This is a genomic window from Pseudomonas sp. CFBP 8758 (genome assembly GCF_014841725.1).
Taxonomy (GTDB): Bacteria; Pseudomonadota; Gammaproteobacteria; order Pseudomonadales; family Pseudomonadaceae; genus Aquipseudomonas; species Aquipseudomonas baltica.
Genome location: NZ_JACYUK010000001.1, coordinates 151277 through 169665, shown reverse-complemented (window position 1 = coordinate 169665; position 18389 = coordinate 151277). Strand labels below are relative to the sequence as shown.

The 18389-nt window shown below is 61.7% G+C and carries 18 protein-coding genes, 1 tRNA gene and 1 pseudogene; 5 read left to right on the top strand and 15 right to left on the bottom strand.

Going from position 1 to position 18389, the window contains the following annotated elements; all coding sequences use genetic code 11:
* Positions 1–169 precede the first annotated feature (169 nt).
* Complete coding sequence (locus IFT75_RS00790; RefSeq protein WP_122797568.1) at positions 170–565, top strand: DUF2946 domain-containing protein; 396 nt, start codon at positions 170–172, stop codon at positions 563–565.
* A 629-nt stretch (positions 566–1194) separates the two neighbouring features.
* Here the strand turns inward: IFT75_RS00790 and IFT75_RS00785 are convergent.
* Complete coding sequence (locus tag IFT75_RS00785) at positions 1195–1641, bottom strand: hypothetical protein (RefSeq protein WP_192051193.1); 447 nt, start codon at positions 1639–1641, stop codon at positions 1195–1197.
* Positions 1642–1700: 59 nt separating this feature from the next.
* A complete protein-coding gene (locus tag IFT75_RS00780) occupies positions 1701–2123 on the bottom strand; it encodes a DUF6957 family protein (RefSeq protein ID WP_342214298.1) in 423 nt (140 codons plus the stop codon).
* 101 nt (positions 2124–2224) lie between these two features.
* Between IFT75_RS00780 and IFT75_RS00775 the strand changes: the two genes are divergently transcribed.
* Positions 2225–2689 carry a helix-turn-helix domain-containing protein gene (locus tag IFT75_RS00775; protein ID WP_192051191.1) on the top strand — a complete coding sequence of 155 codons (465 nt, stop codon included), beginning with the start codon at positions 2225–2227 and terminating at the stop codon, positions 2687–2689.
* 324 nt (positions 2690–3013) lie between these two features.
* Here the strand turns inward: IFT75_RS00775 and tmk are convergent.
* The 10 genes and pseudogenes from tmk to IFT75_RS00725 all read right to left on the bottom strand — a co-directional run.
* Positions 3014–3310, bottom strand: a pseudogene (tmk, locus tag IFT75_RS00770) (dTMP kinase); the annotation flags it as partial.
* 17 nt (positions 3311–3327) lie between these two features.
* Positions 3328–4434, bottom strand: coding sequence for an endolytic transglycosylase MltG (gene mltG / locus IFT75_RS00765; RefSeq protein WP_192052828.1), 1107 nt, complete (start codon positions 4432–4434; stop codon positions 3328–3330).
* 3 nt (positions 4435–4437) lie between these two features.
* Positions 4438–5253: an aminodeoxychorismate lyase gene (gene pabC / locus IFT75_RS00760; protein WP_192053409.1), complete on the bottom strand. Its 816-nt coding sequence runs from the start codon at positions 5251–5253 to the stop codon at positions 4438–4440.
* Positions 5253–6497 carry a beta-ketoacyl-ACP synthase II gene (gene fabF / locus IFT75_RS00755; protein WP_122476489.1) on the bottom strand — a complete coding sequence of 415 codons (1245 nt, stop codon included), beginning with the start codon at positions 6495–6497 and terminating at the stop codon, positions 5253–5255. Before fabF ends, pabC begins: the two co-directional genes overlap by 1 nt.
* 109 nt (positions 6498–6606) lie before the next feature.
* Positions 6607–6843 (bottom strand): acyl carrier protein, encoded by a 237-nt coding sequence (gene acpP, locus IFT75_RS00750; RefSeq protein WP_043185221.1) that lies wholly within the window; start codon positions 6841–6843, stop codon positions 6607–6609.
* Between the two features lie 197 nt (positions 6844–7040).
* Complete coding sequence (fabG, locus tag IFT75_RS00745; RefSeq protein ID WP_192052826.1) at positions 7041–7781, bottom strand: 3-oxoacyl-ACP reductase FabG; 741 nt, start codon at positions 7779–7781, stop codon at positions 7041–7043.
* 15 nt (positions 7782–7796) lie between these two features.
* Positions 7797–8735, bottom strand: coding sequence for an ACP S-malonyltransferase (gene fabD / locus IFT75_RS00740; protein WP_192052824.1), 939 nt, complete (start codon positions 8733–8735; stop codon positions 7797–7799).
* 129 nt (positions 8736–8864) lie between these two features.
* Complete coding sequence (plsX, locus tag IFT75_RS00735) at positions 8865–9875, bottom strand: phosphate acyltransferase PlsX (RefSeq protein WP_185794285.1); 1011 nt, start codon at positions 9873–9875, stop codon at positions 8865–8867.
* A 3-nt stretch (positions 9876–9878) separates the two neighbouring features.
* Positions 9879–10061: a 50S ribosomal protein L32 gene (gene rpmF, locus IFT75_RS00730; RefSeq protein ID WP_003179396.1), complete on the bottom strand. Its 183-nt coding sequence runs from the start codon at positions 10059–10061 to the stop codon at positions 9879–9881.
* A 13-nt stretch (positions 10062–10074) separates the two neighbouring features.
* Entirely contained in the window at positions 10075–10602 is a 528-nt protein-coding gene (locus IFT75_RS00725) for a YceD family protein (protein ID WP_122476496.1), read from the bottom strand.
* 94 nt (positions 10603–10696) lie between these two features.
* Here IFT75_RS00725 and IFT75_RS00720 point away from each other — a divergent pair, with 94 nt between their 5' ends.
* Positions 10697–11275, top strand: coding sequence for a Maf family protein (locus IFT75_RS00720; RefSeq protein WP_122476498.1), 579 nt, complete (start codon positions 10697–10699; stop codon positions 11273–11275).
* A 121-nt stretch (positions 11276–11396) separates the two neighbouring features.
* On the opposite strand, the gene IFT75_RS00715 is transcribed toward IFT75_RS00720, so the two are convergent.
* From IFT75_RS00715 to rluC, 3 genes are read right to left on the bottom strand one after another with little or no spacing between them, the layout of a single operon-like run.
* Complete coding sequence (locus tag IFT75_RS00715) at positions 11397–12395, bottom strand: S49 family peptidase (RefSeq protein ID WP_122476500.1); 999 nt, start codon at positions 12393–12395, stop codon at positions 11397–11399.
* 14 nt (positions 12396–12409) lie between these two features.
* Positions 12410–13078, bottom strand: coding sequence for an HAD-IIIA family hydrolase (locus tag IFT75_RS00710; protein WP_192052822.1), 669 nt, complete (start codon positions 13076–13078; stop codon positions 12410–12412).
* Positions 13068–14024, bottom strand: a complete 957-nt coding sequence (gene rluC, locus IFT75_RS00705) for a 23S rRNA pseudouridine(955/2504/2580) synthase RluC (RefSeq protein WP_122476782.1) — start codon at positions 14022–14024, stop codon at positions 13068–13070. Before rluC ends, IFT75_RS00710 begins: the two co-directional genes overlap by 11 nt.
* A gap of 734 nt (positions 14025–14758) precedes the next feature.
* Here rluC and rne point away from each other — a divergent pair.
* Positions 14759–18163 carry a ribonuclease E gene (gene rne / locus IFT75_RS00700; protein WP_446730965.1) on the top strand — a complete coding sequence of 1135 codons (3405 nt, stop codon included), beginning with the start codon at positions 14759–14761 and terminating at the stop codon, positions 18161–18163.
* Between the two features lie 143 nt (positions 18164–18306).
* Positions 18307–18383 (top strand) — tRNA-Met (locus tag IFT75_RS00695).
* Positions 18384–18389: the final 6 nt, after the last annotated feature.

The window sequence follows — 18389 nt, the reverse complement described above, 5'->3', positions numbered from 1 at the left end:
CATCCATCGAATTGATGGGCGAGCTTACCAGTCTGGACATGCGTGGTGTTTGGATGAAACCCCTTCTGCTCCTGCTCAATGTACCTGCGGCGAAATGGCGCACCCTTGTAAAATGTACATCGCGTGTTAAAGAGCGCTAAATAGCCTCCCCTTTGCAGCGATTTCATTCATGAGTTCGTTGAGACGTATCCGACCCTGGATTGCCTGCCTGGCGATCTTGCTGAACATTCTGGCCATGCCGCTCAGCCGTGCGATGCAAGCGCCCGATGTAAATCTCATGCTGTGGGGCGGATTTTGTTCCGGGGGAAACTCGAGCGTCGTCTCAGCTGAGTTTCGCCAGGCGATCGAGGCGCTTCAGATACCTCAATCCGAACCCGAACACGCCATGCACCATGCGGACTGCTGTTGCGGCCATGCCGGGCTGGCAGCCCTGCCCTCGGATTACTACCGCCATTTCTTGCCGCAGTACACACCCGGCGTTGTCCTTGAAGATCCTGAACTGCCAACGCTGCACCCAAGAATCCGCTGGCCCAGCCTGAGTCCACGCGCCTCCCCTTTTGCCTGATCACGACACCGCCCACTGCGTGCGGTGTTGCTCGCTTTAAATTCTTTCAGCGATCTGCAACGGTTGCTGAACGCCCTTGAAGTTTCTTGATGATCAGGAAGTGCGTGCTATGCCTGCTCCATTTTCTTTGCGCTCTGCAAAGCGTTTGTCTGTGTCCCGTTCTATGTGGCCCGTATTGTCGATAGGCGTACTGGTATCCAGCCCGCTGTCCTTGGCACAGGCCATTTTCGCGCTGAAATGTAGCAATCACATAGCGAGAGTTCTCGGTAGTCATAACCCAGAATCGCCCTTCTTTCTCCACTGACACTACGTCGGATGTCCGGATCAAGTGGCCATCTTCGAATAAGCCGTTCGCTTTTCGACGTACGTGATCGAAAACAATGCCAACGCCAGTACGCGAGGTAATGAAAACCCGCAGAGGTAGGCCGTGACGGGAGCAGAGAATGCCTGTTCCTTCGCCTTGACTAGGCGTCTGAGGTCGAAGCAGGTGTGGCGCTTACTGTAAAACATGAGGTCAATATTGTTGTTCGTCTGAGTCTTCATGGGTTCTGCGTCCGTCGTAAAGGCTTTTACCAGGAATCTGCCACGCAACCATGTCTGCTGATTTCATGCGCATTTTTTGGTATTCCCTAGGCAGCTTTGATCATGCTCGATTGGAAAATGCGACGAAGGTTTGTTAGCAAATCAGGCCGGAAATCTGGGTTGTGTGAGTTGTGATAAACCGTTCCACTCTCGACCTCGAGCAGGCAGGCTTCGCATCCGGTACTGTCCATGCCAACGGTGACCTTCGCCAGCGGTTCCATGCTCCAAATACCCTTGGCGTTCATGTGTGACGGCGTAACCACCTGGATGTCAGTGATGAAGGCCTGCTCGTCTTGGGCCACCAGCATGCGCTGGAGTTTTTGCTCCCCCTCGACCATGAATGCGATCTCAGTGCTACGGCCATTTTCCACGGCACGTACGGTGAGGTGGTACCAGTGCGTTTTAAGCAGTCGCGACACGGAGTGCCATTGGGAAACGCCTTCACCGAACATTCCGGGTATCCCGATCAGGTCAGCGTCTTGTGTTCTGAACATGTGTTGCCCCAATTCTCTAGGCCCATAAATTGGCCCAGCATTTAGCCAATGAGTGATGCTTAGCAGATCGAAAATATCGCTTCGATAGAAGCAGGTTTGCGTTGACCTGGCCCAACCAAAACGTAAATCGTGTTCCGCGTGGCGAAAATGAAGCCTTCTTTGAACGTGGTGCCCATACTTGAACGCACCCAATCACCTGGCTCGAATCTTCTCTGCTCGTCGTGCAAGACTTTGTGGGCAAACAGAAACATGGGTTGGCAACCAGCAGCGATCACGTTGGCTCGCTCGTCGTCGGTGACGATGGCGTCCAGAATGATCCATTCTTGAACGGCGCATAGGGGCAGGTGTTTGTAATGTTCTCGAGCAGCGAGGAGCACATCTTCAAGGGACAGTTCAGAGCCAACCAAGGCAACCCCACTTTCGCCCAGCAGCCCATCTTCGAGCCCTCTTTCCATCTGCTGCGTCCCCGCCAATAATTTCACATAAATTGACGATCCAGATCCAAACCGCCATCCGTATAACTATATCTCTTTGCTTGGCGGCAGGCAAACGCGGCATACCACTCGTTTATGGGGAATTTGCGATGTCGCTGCGTTATTCCTTTGCAGCATCCCTTCAGTTGCTACGCACTCGTAAAGGGCTGTTCCAAGAGGACATCGCCAATGTAGGCGGTTCGGTGTCCCAACCTCATGTAAGCAACCTAGAGCTCGGAAAAAGTGCGGTGACCCTCGACTCGAGCTATCAGCTAGCAGCCGCACTAAATGTGGAGCCGATCACCCTCCTCGCGCTAACCGTTGCCTCCCACAAACACGTAACAGCTCGGGAGATGCTGCTGGCTGCGCTTGCGGAGCTAGATGCCCTGGAACTGGCTGACGCGAGCCTGCCAACGAAGCCAGAGGCATTGCCACGCCATGGGACGGATAGCGCCAGAAAGAAGTTGGAAGCGGTTCATGATTTGAAGAAGAGAGGATTTACCCAAGCTCAGGCAGCGAAGGAGCTGGGGATACCGGAGAGCACGCTTCGCCGACTATGGCACCGAGAAAGCTAGGCTTGGTGATACGACGAGACGGCTTAAGATAGGAATGTAAACCGCTAAGTGCCCGAGTTTATTGGATTTGTGGATTTACGGATTGGGTGAAAGAGCACAAGTGGAGCACAAATCTCTGTAGTGTGCGAAAACGTGTTTACATTCGCACCAAATTTTTTGCTGACGAGCGGTGGTTTACGTAAAGCAGCGTTTTGGTGCTAAGATAAAATCACTAGCGACTCGCCCCACTCTACAAGCCCTGTTTTTCCTAGGGTTTAGCGAACACGGGGCGAGCTAAGCGCAATGTCCCGTCGGTTTACGTTCTTCCCCCTTCCAAAACAAATTATTGGTGAACCGATCGCACAACACCACCGCGCCACGCGCCAGCGCCGGGCGAATCACCTGGGCCAGGTGTTGCGCGCGCGCGGCGAACATCAGCAGCAGTTCGGTATCCACGCACATGGTTTCATCGCTGGGTGCCAGCAGCAGTTCGCGGATACGTTCGGCCAGGGGCGTGCCGCCCGGCTCGCGGGTCAGCACCACGTCCAGTCCGCTGGCGCGCAGACGCTCGGCCAGGTACTCGCGATTGGTACTCTTGCCCGCGCCTTCCGGCCCTTCCAGAGTGATGAATAAACCGGTCACAGGGTGTCCTTGCAAAGTCATGGAGCAGGTGCCTCGACGGCGTCCGGCTTCTCTTGTGGCTCGCGCGTACCGGTCTCTGTCGGCGCCGCGGCAGGCGCGGGGCTCGAGCGATAATCGGCGCGGCGTTTGAGTTGGTACTCGCGCACGGCGTTGTTGTGGGCATCCAGATCGTCGGAAAAGACATGGCTGCCGTCGCCGCGCGCGACGAAATACAGGCTGCTGCCGAGGACCGGGTTGAGCGCCGCATGAATCGCCTCGCGGCCCACCATGGCAATGGGCGTGGGCGGCATTCCGGCGATCACGTAGGTGTTGTAGGCCGTCGGCTCGCGCAGGTCGGCGCGGGTCAGCTTGCCGTTGTAGCGCTCGCCCATGCCATAGATGACGGTCGGGTCGGTCTGCAACAACATGCCCGTCTTGAGACGACGTACGAAGACCCCGGCGATCTCGCCGCGCTCCTGGGGCACACCGGTTTCCTTTTCCACCAGCGAGGCCATGATCAGCGCCTGGTAAGGCTCGCTGTAGGGCGCGCTGGCGGCGCGCTCGCTCCATTCGCTGGCCAGCACTTCTTCAAGACGGGCGTAGGCCTGCTGCAGCAGCTCGACATCGCTCATGCCACGCACGTACTTGTAGGTGTCAGGGAAGAATCGACCTTCGGGGAACGCCTTGGGGTGGCCGATGCGCGCCATGACCTCACTGTCGCTGAGCCCGCCCAGGGTCTGCTCGAGCTTGTCCTGACGCGCCAGTGCCGCGCGCACCTGACGGAAATTCCAGCCTTCGACCAGGGTCAGGCTGTACTGCACCACCTCGCCGCGCTGCCAGACGTTGAACAGGTCGTTGACGGTCATGCCGGGCGTCATGCGGTATTCGCCGGTGTGCAGAGGCTGTCCGGCACGGTTGAAGCGCCAGTACAGGCGCAACCAGAATGCATCGCGCAGGGTGCCCGCCGCCTGCATGCGCAGGATCGTGCCGCCGGGGGTTGCGCGGTTGGGCACGTCGAGCAGCTGTTCTTGAGCCACGGCCAGCGGCTGGTTCAAGGCACTGTCGACTTTCCAGGCCGCCACGCCCGTCGCCAGTGCGGCAACAACGATGAGCGTTTCCAGCAACAGCAGAAATTTACGCTTCACAAATCAGGCATCCAATAGCGCGTGGGCAATGCCTTGCAGTTTACGGGTGAGCGGTCCCGGCGACCACCTCAGCGACGTGAAAGCGCGCACCGGCCACACGCCGTAGACACTGTTGCAGACGAATACTTCGTCGGCCCGTGCCAGGTCGGCTGGCCACAGCTCACCCACGGACACCTGCAGACCCAGCGTCGCGGCTTGCTCCAGCAGTTCGGCGCGCATCACTCCGGCCACGCCGCAGCGATGCAGCGCGGGCGTGTGCAACTCCCCGTCGACCACCAGGAACAGATTGCTGTAGACCCCTTCGACGAGGCGCCCGGACACGTCCAGCATCAAACCTTCGGCAAAAGTCGGGTCGCTCCATTCGGCGCGGGCCAGTACCTGCTCCAGGCGATTGAGGTGCTTGAGTCCGGCCAGCAAAGGTTGCTCGGCGAGCCGCGTGCTGCACGGGTAGAGTTCCACACCCTGCGCACGGTGCGTCTGCGGATAGGCAGGGCTGGGAGAACCTTGCAGAATGCGCCGCGCCGCGGCCTGCGGATCAGCGGCATAACCGCGCGCACTGTCACCGCGAGTGACGATCAACTTGAGCACGCCCTGACCCAGTGCCGCCGCATAGCGCACGACCTCGTCGCGCAACACCGCCAGTTCGGCCACGATCGCCAGACGCTGGCAGCCCAGCGCAACGCGCGTCAGGTGACGGTCCAGCAGCACCGCGTGGCCATTGCGTACGGCAATGGTTTCGAACACACCATCACCGTAGGCCAGGCCCCGACTCTTCAGGCCCAGCGCATCGCCTGGCTGCCCGTCGAGCCAGGCCTGCATCAACCGGGAAAGCGCCGGAACACCAGGGAACCGTTGGTTCCACCGAAACCGAACGAGTTGCTCAGCACCACGTCGATCGGCATGCTGCGCGCGGTGTGCGGCACGAAGTCCAGGTCGCAGCCCTCGTCCGGCTCGTCCAGGTTGATGGTCGGCGGCGCCATCTGGCTGTTGATGGCCAGCACACTGAAGATGGCTTCGACGGCACCGGCGGCACCCAGCAGGTGACCGGTCATCGACTTGGTCGAGCTTACCGCCAGCTTGTAAGCATGGTCGCCGAACACGGTCTTGATGGCGCTGACTTCGGCCAGATCGCCCGCCGAGGTCGAGGTGCCATGGGCATTGATGTACTGCACCTGGTCGGGCGTGATGCCGGCATCGCGCAGCGCATTGGTCATGCAGCGTGCCGCACCGGCGCCATCTTCAGGCGGCGAAGTCATGTGGAACGCATCGCCGCTGGTGCCGAAACCGATCAGCTCGGCATAGATGGTCGCACCACGCGCCTGGGCGTGCTCGAGTTCTTCGAGCACCAGCGCGCCTGCGCCATCGGACAGGACGAAACCGTCGCGGCCCTTGTCCCACGGACGGCTGGCCCGGGTCGGCTCGTCATTGCGCGTGGACAAGGCACGCGCCGCGCCGAAGCCGCCCATGCCCAGCCCGCAGGCGGCCATTTCCGCACCACCGGCGATCATCACGTCAGCCTCGCCATAGACAATGTTGCGCGCGGCCATGCCAATGCAATGGGTGCCGGTGGTGCAGGCGGTGGCGATTGCGTAGTTGGGCCCCTGCGCACCGAGGTGAATCGACAGGAAACCGGAAATCATGTTGATGATGGAGCCAGGCACGAAGAACGGCGATATCCGCCGTGGCCCGCTGTCGTGCAGGATGCGGCAGGTTTCTTCGATATTGGTCAGGCCACCGATGCCCGAGCCCATGGCCACGCCGATGCGCTCGCGATTGGCGTCGGTGACTTCAAGGCCCGCGTTGCGTACTGCCTGGAAACCCGCGGCCAGCCCATACTGAATGAACAAGTCGAGCTTGCGTGCCTCCTTGACCGAGAGGTATTGCTCGACATCGAACCCCTTCACCGAGCCGCCGAAACGGGTCGAATAGGCCGACAGATCCGTATGTTCGATGGGACCTATGCCACTGCGGCCGGCCAGGATGCCCTGCCAGCTGCTCGGCACGTCGGTGCCCAGCGGTGACAGCATGCCCATACCTGTGACCACGACGCGTCTACGCGACACAGCACTCTCCTTATTCTGGAAACATCACCGCGCGGCCGTCTAAAGAAAAAACCGCACGCCAACGAAGGCAGTGCGGTTTTCCATGACAAGCAACGGCGATTACAAAACGTTACGCCTGGTGGGCGGTGACGTAATCGATGGCAGCTTGAACAGTGGTGATTTTCTCGGCTTCTTCGTCAGGAATCTCGGTTTCGAATTCCTCTTCCAGAGCCATCACCAGCTCAACGGTGTCCAGGGAATCGGCACCCAGATCTTCAACGAAGGAAGAAGTGTTGTTGACCTCCTCCGCTTTGACGCCCAGTTGCTCGGCGACGATCTTCTTGACGCGTTCTTCGATGGTGCTCATACCTTGTTTTCACTCCTAATGGACATATGTCAGGCGGCTGGCCGGTACGTAAGTTTATAGAAGAAGCTCGGCTTTTCAAACTGAAAGCGTCACTGCGACCCCACGTAAGCCCGCCACCTAGAATTCGGATGCAGCTTTATAACGGATTTTGGATGCCGGGTAAGACATTTTTTTGAAGCAATCCGTCACATTTTCATTTACATGTACATGCCGCCGTTCACCGGGATTGTAGCCCCTGTGACGTAGGCTGCACCGTCGGAAGCCAGAAAACCGACCACTTTGGCGATTTCGTCGGCCTGACCCAGGCGACCCAGCGGAATCTGGCCCTGCAGCGCTTCGCGCTGTACTTCGGGCAGTTCGCGGGTCATGTCGGTGTCGATGAAACCGGGCGCCACCGAGTTCACGGTGATTGCGCGCGAGCCGACTTCACGTGCCAGGGCACGACTGAAACCCTCGAGACCGGCCTTGGCCGCGGCGTAGTTTACTTGGCCGACGTTGCCCATTGCACCTACAACCGAACCAATGCTGATGATCCGGCCCCATCGCGCTTTGGTCATGCCACGCAATACGGCCTTGGACAGGCGGAACAGGCTGTTGAGGTTGGTATCGACCACATCGTGCCATTCGTCGTCTTTCATGCGCAGCATCAGGTTGTCGCGGGTGATGCCGGCGTTGTTGACCAGAATCGCCGGGGCGCCGAACTGCTCCTGGATCTTGGCCAGGGTGGCAGCCACCGACTCGTCACTGCACACGTTCAGCTCCAGGCCGGTGCCTTCGATGCCGTGCTCCTTGAGCGTGGCAGCAATGCGTGCGGCGCCGCTTTCGGAGGTAGCGGTGCCGATGACGGTGGCGCCCATGCGACCCAGTTCCAGGGCAATCGCCTGGCCAATGCCACGGCTTGCGCCAGTGACCAGTGCAACTTTACCTTGCAGGCTCATGCAAGTTCTCCTTGATCAGGCTTGCGCCGCGCGGGTGGCGGCGAAGGCTTCGGGGGTGTTCAGGTTGTCGGTGCTCACGCCCTCGGCGCAGCGCTTGTTGAGGCCGGCCAGGACCTTGCCCGGTCCGCATTCCACGAGACGCGGTGCGCCCTGGGCGGCCAGGTATTGCACGGTTTCAACCCAGCGCACCGGCTTGTACAACTGCTCGAGCAGGTCGCGCTTGAGGGTGTCGAGATCGGCCGGCACAGCGGCGCTGACATTCTGCACGACCGGAATTTGCGGCGACTGCCAGTCGATGGCATTGACCGACTCGGCGAAACGCTCGGCAGCCGGTTTCATCAAGGCACAGTGCGACGGCACGCTGACCGGCAACGGCATGGCGCGCTTGGCGCCCTTGGCCTTGCACAGTTCGATGGCACGGGCAACGGCTTGCGCCGAACCGGCAATCACCACCTGGCCCGGAGAGTTGAAATTGACCGCGCTGACCACGTCGCCCTGGGCCGCTTCGGCGCAGGCTGCCAGCACATCGGCGTCTTCCAGGCCAAGAATGGCCGCCATGGCCCCCTGCCCGGCGGGAACCGCTTCCTGCATCAACTGGCCGCGACGCTCCACCAGCTTGACCGCATCGGCCAGTGACAGGCAGCCTGCGGCCACCAGCGCACTGTATTCGCCCAGGCTGTGGCCGGCGACATAGGCCGGACGCTCGCCGCCCTCGGCCAACCACAGGCGCCAAAGCGCGATGGAAGCGGCAAGAATGGCGGGTTGCGTCTTGTCGGTCTGGTTGAGGCTTTCGACCGGGCCCTGTTGAACCAGCGCCCAGAGGTCATAGCCCAAGGCGTCGGACGCCTCCTTGAAGGTGTCCATGACCAAGGGGTACTGCGCACCCAGCTCGGCCAGCATGCCGAGCGACTGGGAGCCTTGCCCCGGGAAAACGAATGCGAGGGATGCAGACATTGAACAAGCCCTTGTATGATCTTGTTGCCAGAAAATTCGACGCCGGAAGCGTGTCCGGCGCACTGAACTGACAGTTGGATAACGTACACCTGCCAGTGGTCACATTTAAGCACCTCTGGCCGCGCACGCCTAAAGCAGCCTCTGCGCCAGCTGCCCATGCAGGCGTCGCGGCAGGTTTTCGCGAATCTCGTCGCGCGCCCGGTCTATCGCACACTGCAGCCCTTCCACGCCAGCGGCGCCATGGCTCTTGACCACGATGCCCTGCAGGCCGAGCAGACTTGCGCCGTTGTAGCGCGCAGGCGCCAGGTCGGCCTGCAGTCGCTTGAGCAACGGCAGGGCCAGCACGCCCGCGGCGCGCGCCATCAGGCTGCTGCGAAACAGCGCCTGCACGCGCTCGGCGAACATGCCGGCCAGGCCTTCGTTGGATTTGAGCAGGATATTGCCGACGAAGCCGTCGCACACCACCACATCGGCCTCGCCTCGAAACACGCCGTCGCCTTCGATGTAGCCGGTATAGTTCAGGCCCTGCGCCTTGCGCAACAGACTGGCGGCAAGCTTGACCTGCTGGTTGCCCTTGATGTCCTCGGTGCCCACGTTGAGCAGCGCAACCCGCGGCCGCTCGACGCCCAGTGCCTGGGCCGCGACCGAGCCCATCACGGCGAACTGATACAGGTGCTCGGCACTGCAGTCGACATTGGCGCCCAGGTCCAGCAGCTGGCAGTACCCTCCCCGTGTCGGGATCGCGGCCATCATGGCCGGGCGGTCGATGCCCGGCAGGGTCTTCAGCAAGTGCCTGGACAAGGCCATCAGAGCCCCGGTGTTGCCGGCGCTGACCACCGCCTGAACCTGCTCGTCACGCAGCAGCTCGAGCGCCACACGCATCGACGAATCCGGCTTGCCGCGCAACGCCTGGGACGGGCGCTCGTCCATGCCGACCACTTCACCGGCGGCAGCGATGTGCAGGCGTGAGCGATCCATTGCCGGCTGGCTGGCAATCAGTTCTTCGAGGAGTTGAGGGTGACCGACGAGGGTCAGGTGCAGCGAGGGCGTAGCTGACAGGCAGGCAAGGCTGGCCTGAACAATGCTGCGGGGACCGAAGTCCCCGCCCATTGCATCAATCGCGATGGACTGAGCGGACAAGATTTACTCGTCAGCGCCCTTGTCGATCACTTTACGGCCACGGTATACGCCTTCTGGCGATACGTGGTGACGCAGGTGCACTTCACCGGTGGTCTTTTCGACCGACAGGGTGCTTGCCTCGAGTGCGTCGTGCGAACGGCGCATGTCACGGGCAGAGCGGGATTTTTTGTTCTGCTGAACAGCCATAATTGATTAACTCCTAAACGTTTGGGTCACGCTTTAACTGCGCCAATACACTGAACGGGTTGGACCGCGTTACCTCGTCCTCGCTCGGATCGGGATCATCTGCTCCCGCCGGCTGCTGGCATTCTTCCGGATGATGAGCAGGCACGATAGGCAAGGCGAGCAACAGCTCCTCCTCGACCAGCGCCTGCAGATCCAATGGATCTTCGCCCAGTTCCAGCACGTCATAACCTTTCGGTAACGACTGGGTGTTCGCACCCTCCTTCACCACGGCATAACTGCATTCGCTGTGGATCGGCAGGGTTACCAGCTCAAGACAACGCTGGCAAACCATCTTGACTTCGACGTCCAGGCAGCTGTGGATGACCACGGCCTTGCGTTCGTCTCGCTCGAAAATGAATTTGGCCTGCACCGTACCGACGGTGTCGGAAAGCGGGTCGCAGAGTCTCTCCAAATCGGCCAAGAGCAGCGAACCTTCTAGGGTTACGCCACGATCTGCCAATTTGCGCGGGTCAACGTGAGGTGGAATCGGGTCATTCAACATAGGCGCAGCATTCTAGGGACGACCCCCTCACCTGTCAAAGGAAATTCAGGCCCAAGTGCATGATAGAGTGGCCGTTCATCCACAGGAGCCTGCCATGCCTGCTTTGCTACTCGCTTCCAGCTCCCCCTACCGCCGCGAACTGCTGGCGCGGCTTCGCCTGCCGTTCACCTGCGCATCGCCCGACATCGACGAAAGTCACCTGCCAGACGAGCCGGCCTGCGCCCTGGTCAAACGCCTCGCCGAGCAGAAAGCCCGGGCGCTGGCCGCGCTGCATCCCGGGCATTTGATCATTGGTTCGGACCAGGTTGCAGTGCTCGCAGACAGGGTTCTGGGCAAGCCTGGCGGCTTCGCACAGGCGCGCGAGCAATTGCTGGCTGCCAGCGGCCGGTCCGTCACGTTTCTGACCGGGCTGGCGCTATTGAATGTCGTAAGCGGCGAGTGCCAGGTCGATGTGGTGCCGTTCACGGTGCACATGCGCCCGCTATCGGCCGCTGCCATCGAACGCTACCTGTTGGCAGAGCAGCCTTATGACTGCGCCGGCAGCTTCAAGGCCGAAGGGCTGGGTGTGACCCTGTTCCAGAGCACCGAAGGTGCGGATGCCACCAGCCTGGTGGGCCTGCCGCTGATTCGCCTGGTGGACATGCTGCTTGCAGAGGGTGTGCAACTGCCTTGAGCCTTGCGGGGGTGATTACTGCCGCTTTCGCGGGCAGAGCCCGCCCCCCACAAGCGCAGGAGCAGCCTTCTGTGGGAGCGGGCTCTGCCCGCGAAAGGGCCATCGACAGCGCTACAACGACTCAGCGCAGGCTCGGCCCCTGGAATCCCATCCACATCGCGATCTGATCGGCAACGCTGGCACCGAACTTCTTCGAGAAGCGGTCGAGCGGCGATTCCTTCACGGTGAAGTCGACCATGTCCTTGGCGCCGATCACGTCGCGGGCAACCATGCTGCTGCTGCCCAGCGCGTCGACCAAACCCAGTTGCAGTGCCTGTTCGCCCGACCAGATCAGGCCGGAAAACAATTCGGGATGCTCTTTGTCTTTGAGTCGGTCACCACGGCCGGCCTTGACGCTGTCGATGAACTGCCGGTGGGTGGTCGCCAGCACGCCCTTCCAGAACTCGGTCTCATCGGCACGCTGCGGCTGGAACGGATCCAGGAATGCCTTGTGCTCGCCCGAGGTATAGGCACGGCGCTCGACGCCCAGCTTTTCCATGGTGCCGACGAAGCCGTAGCCGGCCGCCGTCACGCCAATGGAACCGACCAGGCTGGATTTGTCGGCGTAGATCTCATCCGCGGCGCTGGCGATGTAATAGGCCCCGGACGCGCCCAGGTCGGCAATGACAGCGTAAACCTTGATGTCCGGGTGCTCACCGCGCAAGCGACGGATCTCGTCGAAGACGTAGCCGGACTGCACCGGACTGCCGCCAGGGCTGTTGATGCGCAAGATCACGCCCTTGACCTTGGTGTCTTCGAATGCACTGCGCAGGCTGCCGACGATATTGTCTGCGCTCGCGGCTTCCTTGTCGGCAATCACACCGCGCACGTCGATCACCGCGGTATAGCCGGACGCACTGCTGCTCGTGGCCTTTTCCATATCCAGCAGCGGCGAGAAGAGAAAGATCGCGCCGAACAGATAGATGAACGTCAGCAGCTTGAAGAAGATGCCCCAGCGGCGAGCGCGGCGCTGTTCCTGCACACTGGCCAGCAGGGTTTTTTCGAGCAGTCGCCAGCTTTTTTCATCACCTATGGGCGCGCTGTCTTCTTCACTGCGTGGAGCTTTCCATTGATCGGACATTCTCTACCTCTTGTTCAGGCTGATACGCGACGACTGTCGAGCCACGCGGGCAATTGGTCGAACGATTCGATGCACACCTGCGGTTCGTATTGGCGCAGCACATGCAGCGGCAGGGCGCCGTAACCGACGGCCACGCTGTGCATGCCGGCATTGCGCGCCATCAATAGATCGAACGAGGCATCGCCGACCATCAGCGAGCGCTCAGGCACCGCCTCGCAGTGGCTCATGATCTGCTCGAGCATCAGAGGATGGGGCTTGCCACGGGTTTCATCGGCAGCACGGGTGATGTCGAAAAAGTCTTCCCAGCCGTGCGCCTTGAGCACTCTATCCAGCCCGCGGCGCGCCTTGCCGGTTGCCACGGCAAGGCGATAGCCCTGCTCGCGAAACCCGAGCAAGGCTTCGCGCACACCGGGAAACAGCGCAGAGGGCGTGGCGTCCAGGGCCATGTAGGCATCGGCGTAATGCGCGCGCATGGCCAACACCTGCGCCTCGTCAAGCTGGGGATACAGCACGCCGATGGCTTCGGACAGGGCCAGGCCGATGATGCCCTTGACCGCTTCGTCACTGCACGGCGGGTAGCCGGACAGTGCTGCGGCGGCGTGCATGGCCTCGACGATCCGGCCTATGGAGTCGCACAGGGTGCCGTCCCAATCGAAGATCAACAGCGAGTAATCAGCTTGCACTCAGGCGCTCCACGGTCCGGGCCCAGACTTCGTCGACCGGCGCCTCGACTTTCAACTCACCGCCATCTGGCAGCGGCACCGTCAAGGCATAGGCGTGCAGGAACAGACGCTTGCCACCCAGCTCGCGAATCTCTTTGGAGAAGTTTTCGTCGCCGTACTTGGTGTCGCCGGCAATCTCGTGCCCGGCATGCAGGGCGTGTACGCGGATCTGATGGGTGCGCCCGGTGATCGGGCGCGCCTCGACGATGGTCGCGAAGTCGCCGAAGCGGCGCAGCACCTTGAACAGGGTCAGCGCTTCCTTGCCTTCTTCGTTGATCTCGACCATGCGCTCGCCCGAACGCAGGTTGCTCTTGAGCAGGGGCGCATTGACCTGCTTCTTGGCGGTCGCCCAATGCCCACGCACCAACGCCATGTAGCGCTTGTCGACACCGTCGCCACGCAGCGCCGCGTGCAGGTGGCGCAGCATGGAGCGTTTCTTGGCGATCATCAGCAGCCCGGACGTGTCGCGATCCAGGCGATGCACCAGTTCGAGCTCCTTGGTGTCAGGGCGCAACTGGCGAAACGCTTCGATCACGCCGAAGCTCAGGCCGCTGCCGCCATGCACGGCAATGCCCGCCGGCTTGTTCAGCACGATCAAGGCCTTGTCTTCGTAGACTATGGCATCTTCGAGCCGCTGCAGCAGCCCTTGCGCAACCGGCACGGGCGCGTCGCGCTCGGGCAGGCGCACCGGCGGCACGCGTACGATGTCGCCGGCCTGCAGCTTGTATTCCGGCTTGATGCGCCCCTTGTTCACCCGCACTTCGCCCTTGCGCAGGATGCGATAGATCAAGGTTTTCGGCACGCCCTTGAGCGCCGTGATGAGAAAGTTGTCTATGCGTTGGCCGGCAAGTTCCGGCGCAACCTCGATCAGCTGAACGCCGGAGGTTGGGGGAGTAGTAGTCGTCATGGCCGCGATCATAACAATTTTTTATGGATTTGAAGCACTTAATGATTGCTGCTATAGTCGCGAACGCCGCCATAAGCGGCTGGGCAGCGGACAAGCGGTTATGAACCGGCCCTGACCAACGCAATTCTCGAGGACGCGAGGCCGTCCTACGGGGCTTTTGCCAGTTACGGAGTGTTTGAGGGCAACGCCGCGCAGGTGCGAGAAAACCGATGAAAGCCCAGGAACCCCGGCATACCGGACACCTTCCTGCCTTTTGTTCGACGCCACTTACGCTTTGCAGTCGTCCTTACCCAGTTCAGGTACAAGCTTCGGAAACCCAATGCCTTAGTCATACAGGGCGAACTTTACGAATTGAAGTTCGCGATATTGCCAACCCGTTGCGGATTCAGCGCGCGGCAGCACCCGAATTATCAGGGATACGTGTAGGGTGGAGATGCACAACCGTCGGACCGTGTAGTACCGCGTCACGGCAGGAAGCAGCCTCAGGCACTTCTGCCATGCCGGTCTTGAACAAGACGCTCAAGGGCGTCCACGCCAGACGATTGATTCCTCCTCCTGACTGAGTGCTTTTGACACCACAGCAAGCAGGACGCGTCGTCGCGGTTCCGCCCCTGTTGGGCAGAAATCGCTGGACACTGCAGTGGCCTAGGCCCTGTTGACGCACCTGACACCGACCGTGAGAAGTCGTGTGTGCCGAACGCCGTTTCCGGCAGCCCGGAAACCGACGGTACTACATGAAAAGAATGCTGATCAACGCAACTCAACCCGAAGAGTTGCGTGTTGCCCTTGTAGACGGCCAGCGCCTCTACGACCTGGACATCGAGTCAGGCGCCCGCGAGCAGAAGAAGGCCAACATCTATAAAGGCCGCATCACTCGCATCGAACCCAGCCTTGAAGCCGCCTTCGTCGACTTCGGCTCGGAACGCCACGGCTTCCTGCCCCTCAAGGAAATCTCCCGCGAGTACTTCAAGAAAAACCCCGAAGGCCGCGTCAACATCAAGGAAGTCCTGAGCGAAGGCCAGGAAGTCATCGTCCAGGTCGAGAAGGAAGAGCGCGGCAACAAGGGCGCTGCCCTGACCACGTTCATCAGCCTTGCCGGTCGCTACCTGGTACTGATGCCCAACAATCCGCGCGCCGGTGGCATTTCCCGTCGCATCGAGGGTGAAGAGCGCAACGAACTGCGCGAAGCACTCAATGGCCTGGTCGCTCCTGCCGACATGGGCCTGATCGTTCGCACGGCCGGCCTTGGCCGCAGCAGCGAAGAGATGCAGTGGGACCTGGACTACCTGCTGCAGCTGTGGACCGCGATCAAGGAAGCCTCGCTGGACCGCTCCGCACCTTTCCTGATCTACCAGGAAAGCAACGTCATCATCCGCGCGATCCGCGACTACCTGCGCCAGGACATCGGCGAAGTGCTGATCGACAGCGTCGAAGCCCAGGACGAAGCCCTGACCTTCATCCGCCAGGTGATGCCGCAGTACGCCAGCAAGATCAAGCTGTACGAAGACAGCGTGCCGCTGTTCAACCGTTTCCAGATCGAGAGCCAGATCGAAACCGCTTTCCAGCGTGTGGTCGAGTTGCCTTCCGGCGGTTCGATCGTCATCGATCCGACCGAGGCACTGGTGTCCATCGACATCAACTCGGCGCGCGCCACCAAAGGCAGCGACATCGAAGAAACGGCCCTGCAGACCAACCTCGAAGCCGCTGAAGAGATCGCTCGCCAGTTGCGCCTGCGCGACATCGGCGGCCTGATCGTCATCGACTTCATCGACATGACGCCGGCCAAGAACCAGCGCGCCGTGGAAGACAAGGTCCGCGAGTCGCTGGAAGCTGACCGCGCTCGTGTACAAGTGGGCCGCATTTCCCGCTTCGGCCTGCTGGAAATGTCCCGTCAGCGCCTGCGTCCCTCGCTGGGCGAGAGCAGCGGCATCGTCTGCCCGCGCTGCAGCGGCACCGGCATCATTCGCGACGTCGAATCGCTATCGCTGGCCATCCTGCGCCTGATCGAAGAAGAAGCCCTGAAGGACCGCACTGCCGAAGTCCGCGCCCAGGTGCCGATTCCGGTCGCAGCGTTCCTGCTCAACGAAAAACGCAACTCCATCACCAAGATCGAACTGCGCACTCGTGCGCGCATCGTGATCCTGCCGAACGATCACCTGGAAACGCCGCACTTCGAAGTTCAGCGTCTGCGTGACGACAGCCCGGAAGCGCAGAACAGCCAATCCAGCTACGAAATCGCCGCTGCCGAAGTGGAAGAAGTGCTGCCGGTTGCCGCCACGCGCACCCTGGTCCGCCAGGAAGCCGCAGTGAAAACCGCGCCGACCCGCGCCGCCGCGCCGGTCGTAGCCGAAGAAGCTGCCCCCGTGGCTGCGGCAGCGCCTGCCCCCACTCCTGCTCCGCAGATCGCCGAACCCAGCCTGTTCAAGGGCTTGGTCAAGTCGCTGGTAAGCCTCTTCGCCACCAAGGAAGCGCCTGCTGCACCTGTGGTCGTCGAGAAACCCGCTGCCACCACCACCGAGCGCCCGGCGCGCGAAGAGCGTCGCAACGGTCGCCAGCAGAGCCGCAACCGCAGCAGCGGTCGCCGCGACGAAGAACGCAAGCCACGCGAGGATCGCGCACCGCGTGAAGATCGCGCTGCCCGTGAAGACGCACCTGCCGCCCGTGAAGAGCGCCCTGCCCGCGCACCGCGTGAGGAACGCCAGCCGCGCGCACCACGTGAAGACCGTCGCCCACGCAATGGTGGCGACGACGCTCCACGCGTCCGTGAACTGCGTGAGCCGCTGGACGCTCCAGCCGCACGCGAAGAACGCCCGGCCCGCGAAGAGCGCGCGCCACGTGAAGAACGTGTCGTCCGCGAGGAACGTGCTCCGCGCGAAGAACGTGCGCCCCGCGAAGAGCGTCCGGCCCGCGAAGAACGTGCACCGCGCGAAGAGCGTCCGGCCCGTGAAGAACGCCAGCCCCGCGCTGCGCGCGAGGAGCGTGTCGATCATCCGGAAAACCCGGCGGAGACCGAAGTCGACAATGCCGAAGAGGCACTGACCAACGAGGAACTGCTGCAGGACGACAACCAGGACAGCAACGACGGCGATCGTCCGCGTCGCCGCTCCCGTGGTCAGCGTCGTCGCAGCAACCGCCGCGAACGTCAACGCGATGCCAACGGCGACGTGATCGAGGGCTCGGAAGAGTCGAACGAATCGACCATCGAAGGCGAGTCGAACGGTGCAGCCCTGGCCGCCGGCGTTGCCGTCACCGCAGCGGTTGCGGAAAGCGCCATCAGTGCTTCCGCCGAAGCCCAGGCCCACGAGCAGGCCGAACAGGCCAATCGCAGCGTGCAGCCTGCCACCGGCGAAGGCACCGCCGTCGAAAGCGAAAGCCTGGCTGCACCGGAGATCGTCGCCACCGCGCCGACCGCCGAAGCGGCTGTTGAAGTGCCGGTAGACACTGCAGCAATTGCTCCGGCCCAGGCCCACAGCGAGCCCGAAGTCGAACGGCCTGCCACGGTCTCGGCGCCCGACAGCTGGGCTGCGCCTGCCAACGAAAGCGCCGCACCGGTAGTCGAGCAGCAGCCCGTCACCGAAGCAGCCAAGCCTGCCGAGGCCGTCGAAGCCGTCGAGCCTGCGCAGGAGTACGTCGCTGAGCCGGTGGAACTAACGCCTCCGTTCGACGCCACGCCAACGCCGGTCAGCCAACCTGGCGCCGACGTCGAAGTGGACGCACCGGTGGTGGTCGATCCTGCACAGGTCAGCGAGCCGACGCCTCAGCCTCGCGCTGCCGAGCCTGCCGCAGACGCACCGTGGTTGCCTGCCGAGCCTGCCTTGCACCACATCAGCGAACCGGCTGGCGCGGAACCAGTAGCCGCCGAGCCTGTAGTGGTCGAACCGGCTGCTGTCCTGCCGGTCGTCGAGCCGGTGCAGGCAAGCGAGCCTGCAACAGTCGTGGAGCCCGAGCCTGCTCAGGAAGTCGAACCGGCGCCGGCCCTGCCAAGCAATGGTCGTGCACCCAACGACCCACGTGAAGTGCGTCGTCGCAAGCGCGAAGCCGAGGAAGCGGCGAAAGTCGCTGCCTCGAAGCCCGACACTGAGGTATCCAGCGCCGCTGTCGCGCAAGATACCCAGGACGAGCCCAAGCCACTGGTGTAATCAGCCCGTGTGAATCAGCCCCCGTCGTGCAAGCGCCGGGGGCTTTTTCTTGCCGTTGGTGCAGGAATTCGGCCTGATTCGAACCTTAACGCATTTTAAGCGTTGACAGCCTTTCAACTATCTGTAGAATGCGCCTCCACAGACGCGGGATGGAGCAGTCTGGTAGCTCGTCGGGCTCATAACCCGAAGGTCGTCGGTTCAAATCCGGCTCCCGCAACCAAACATC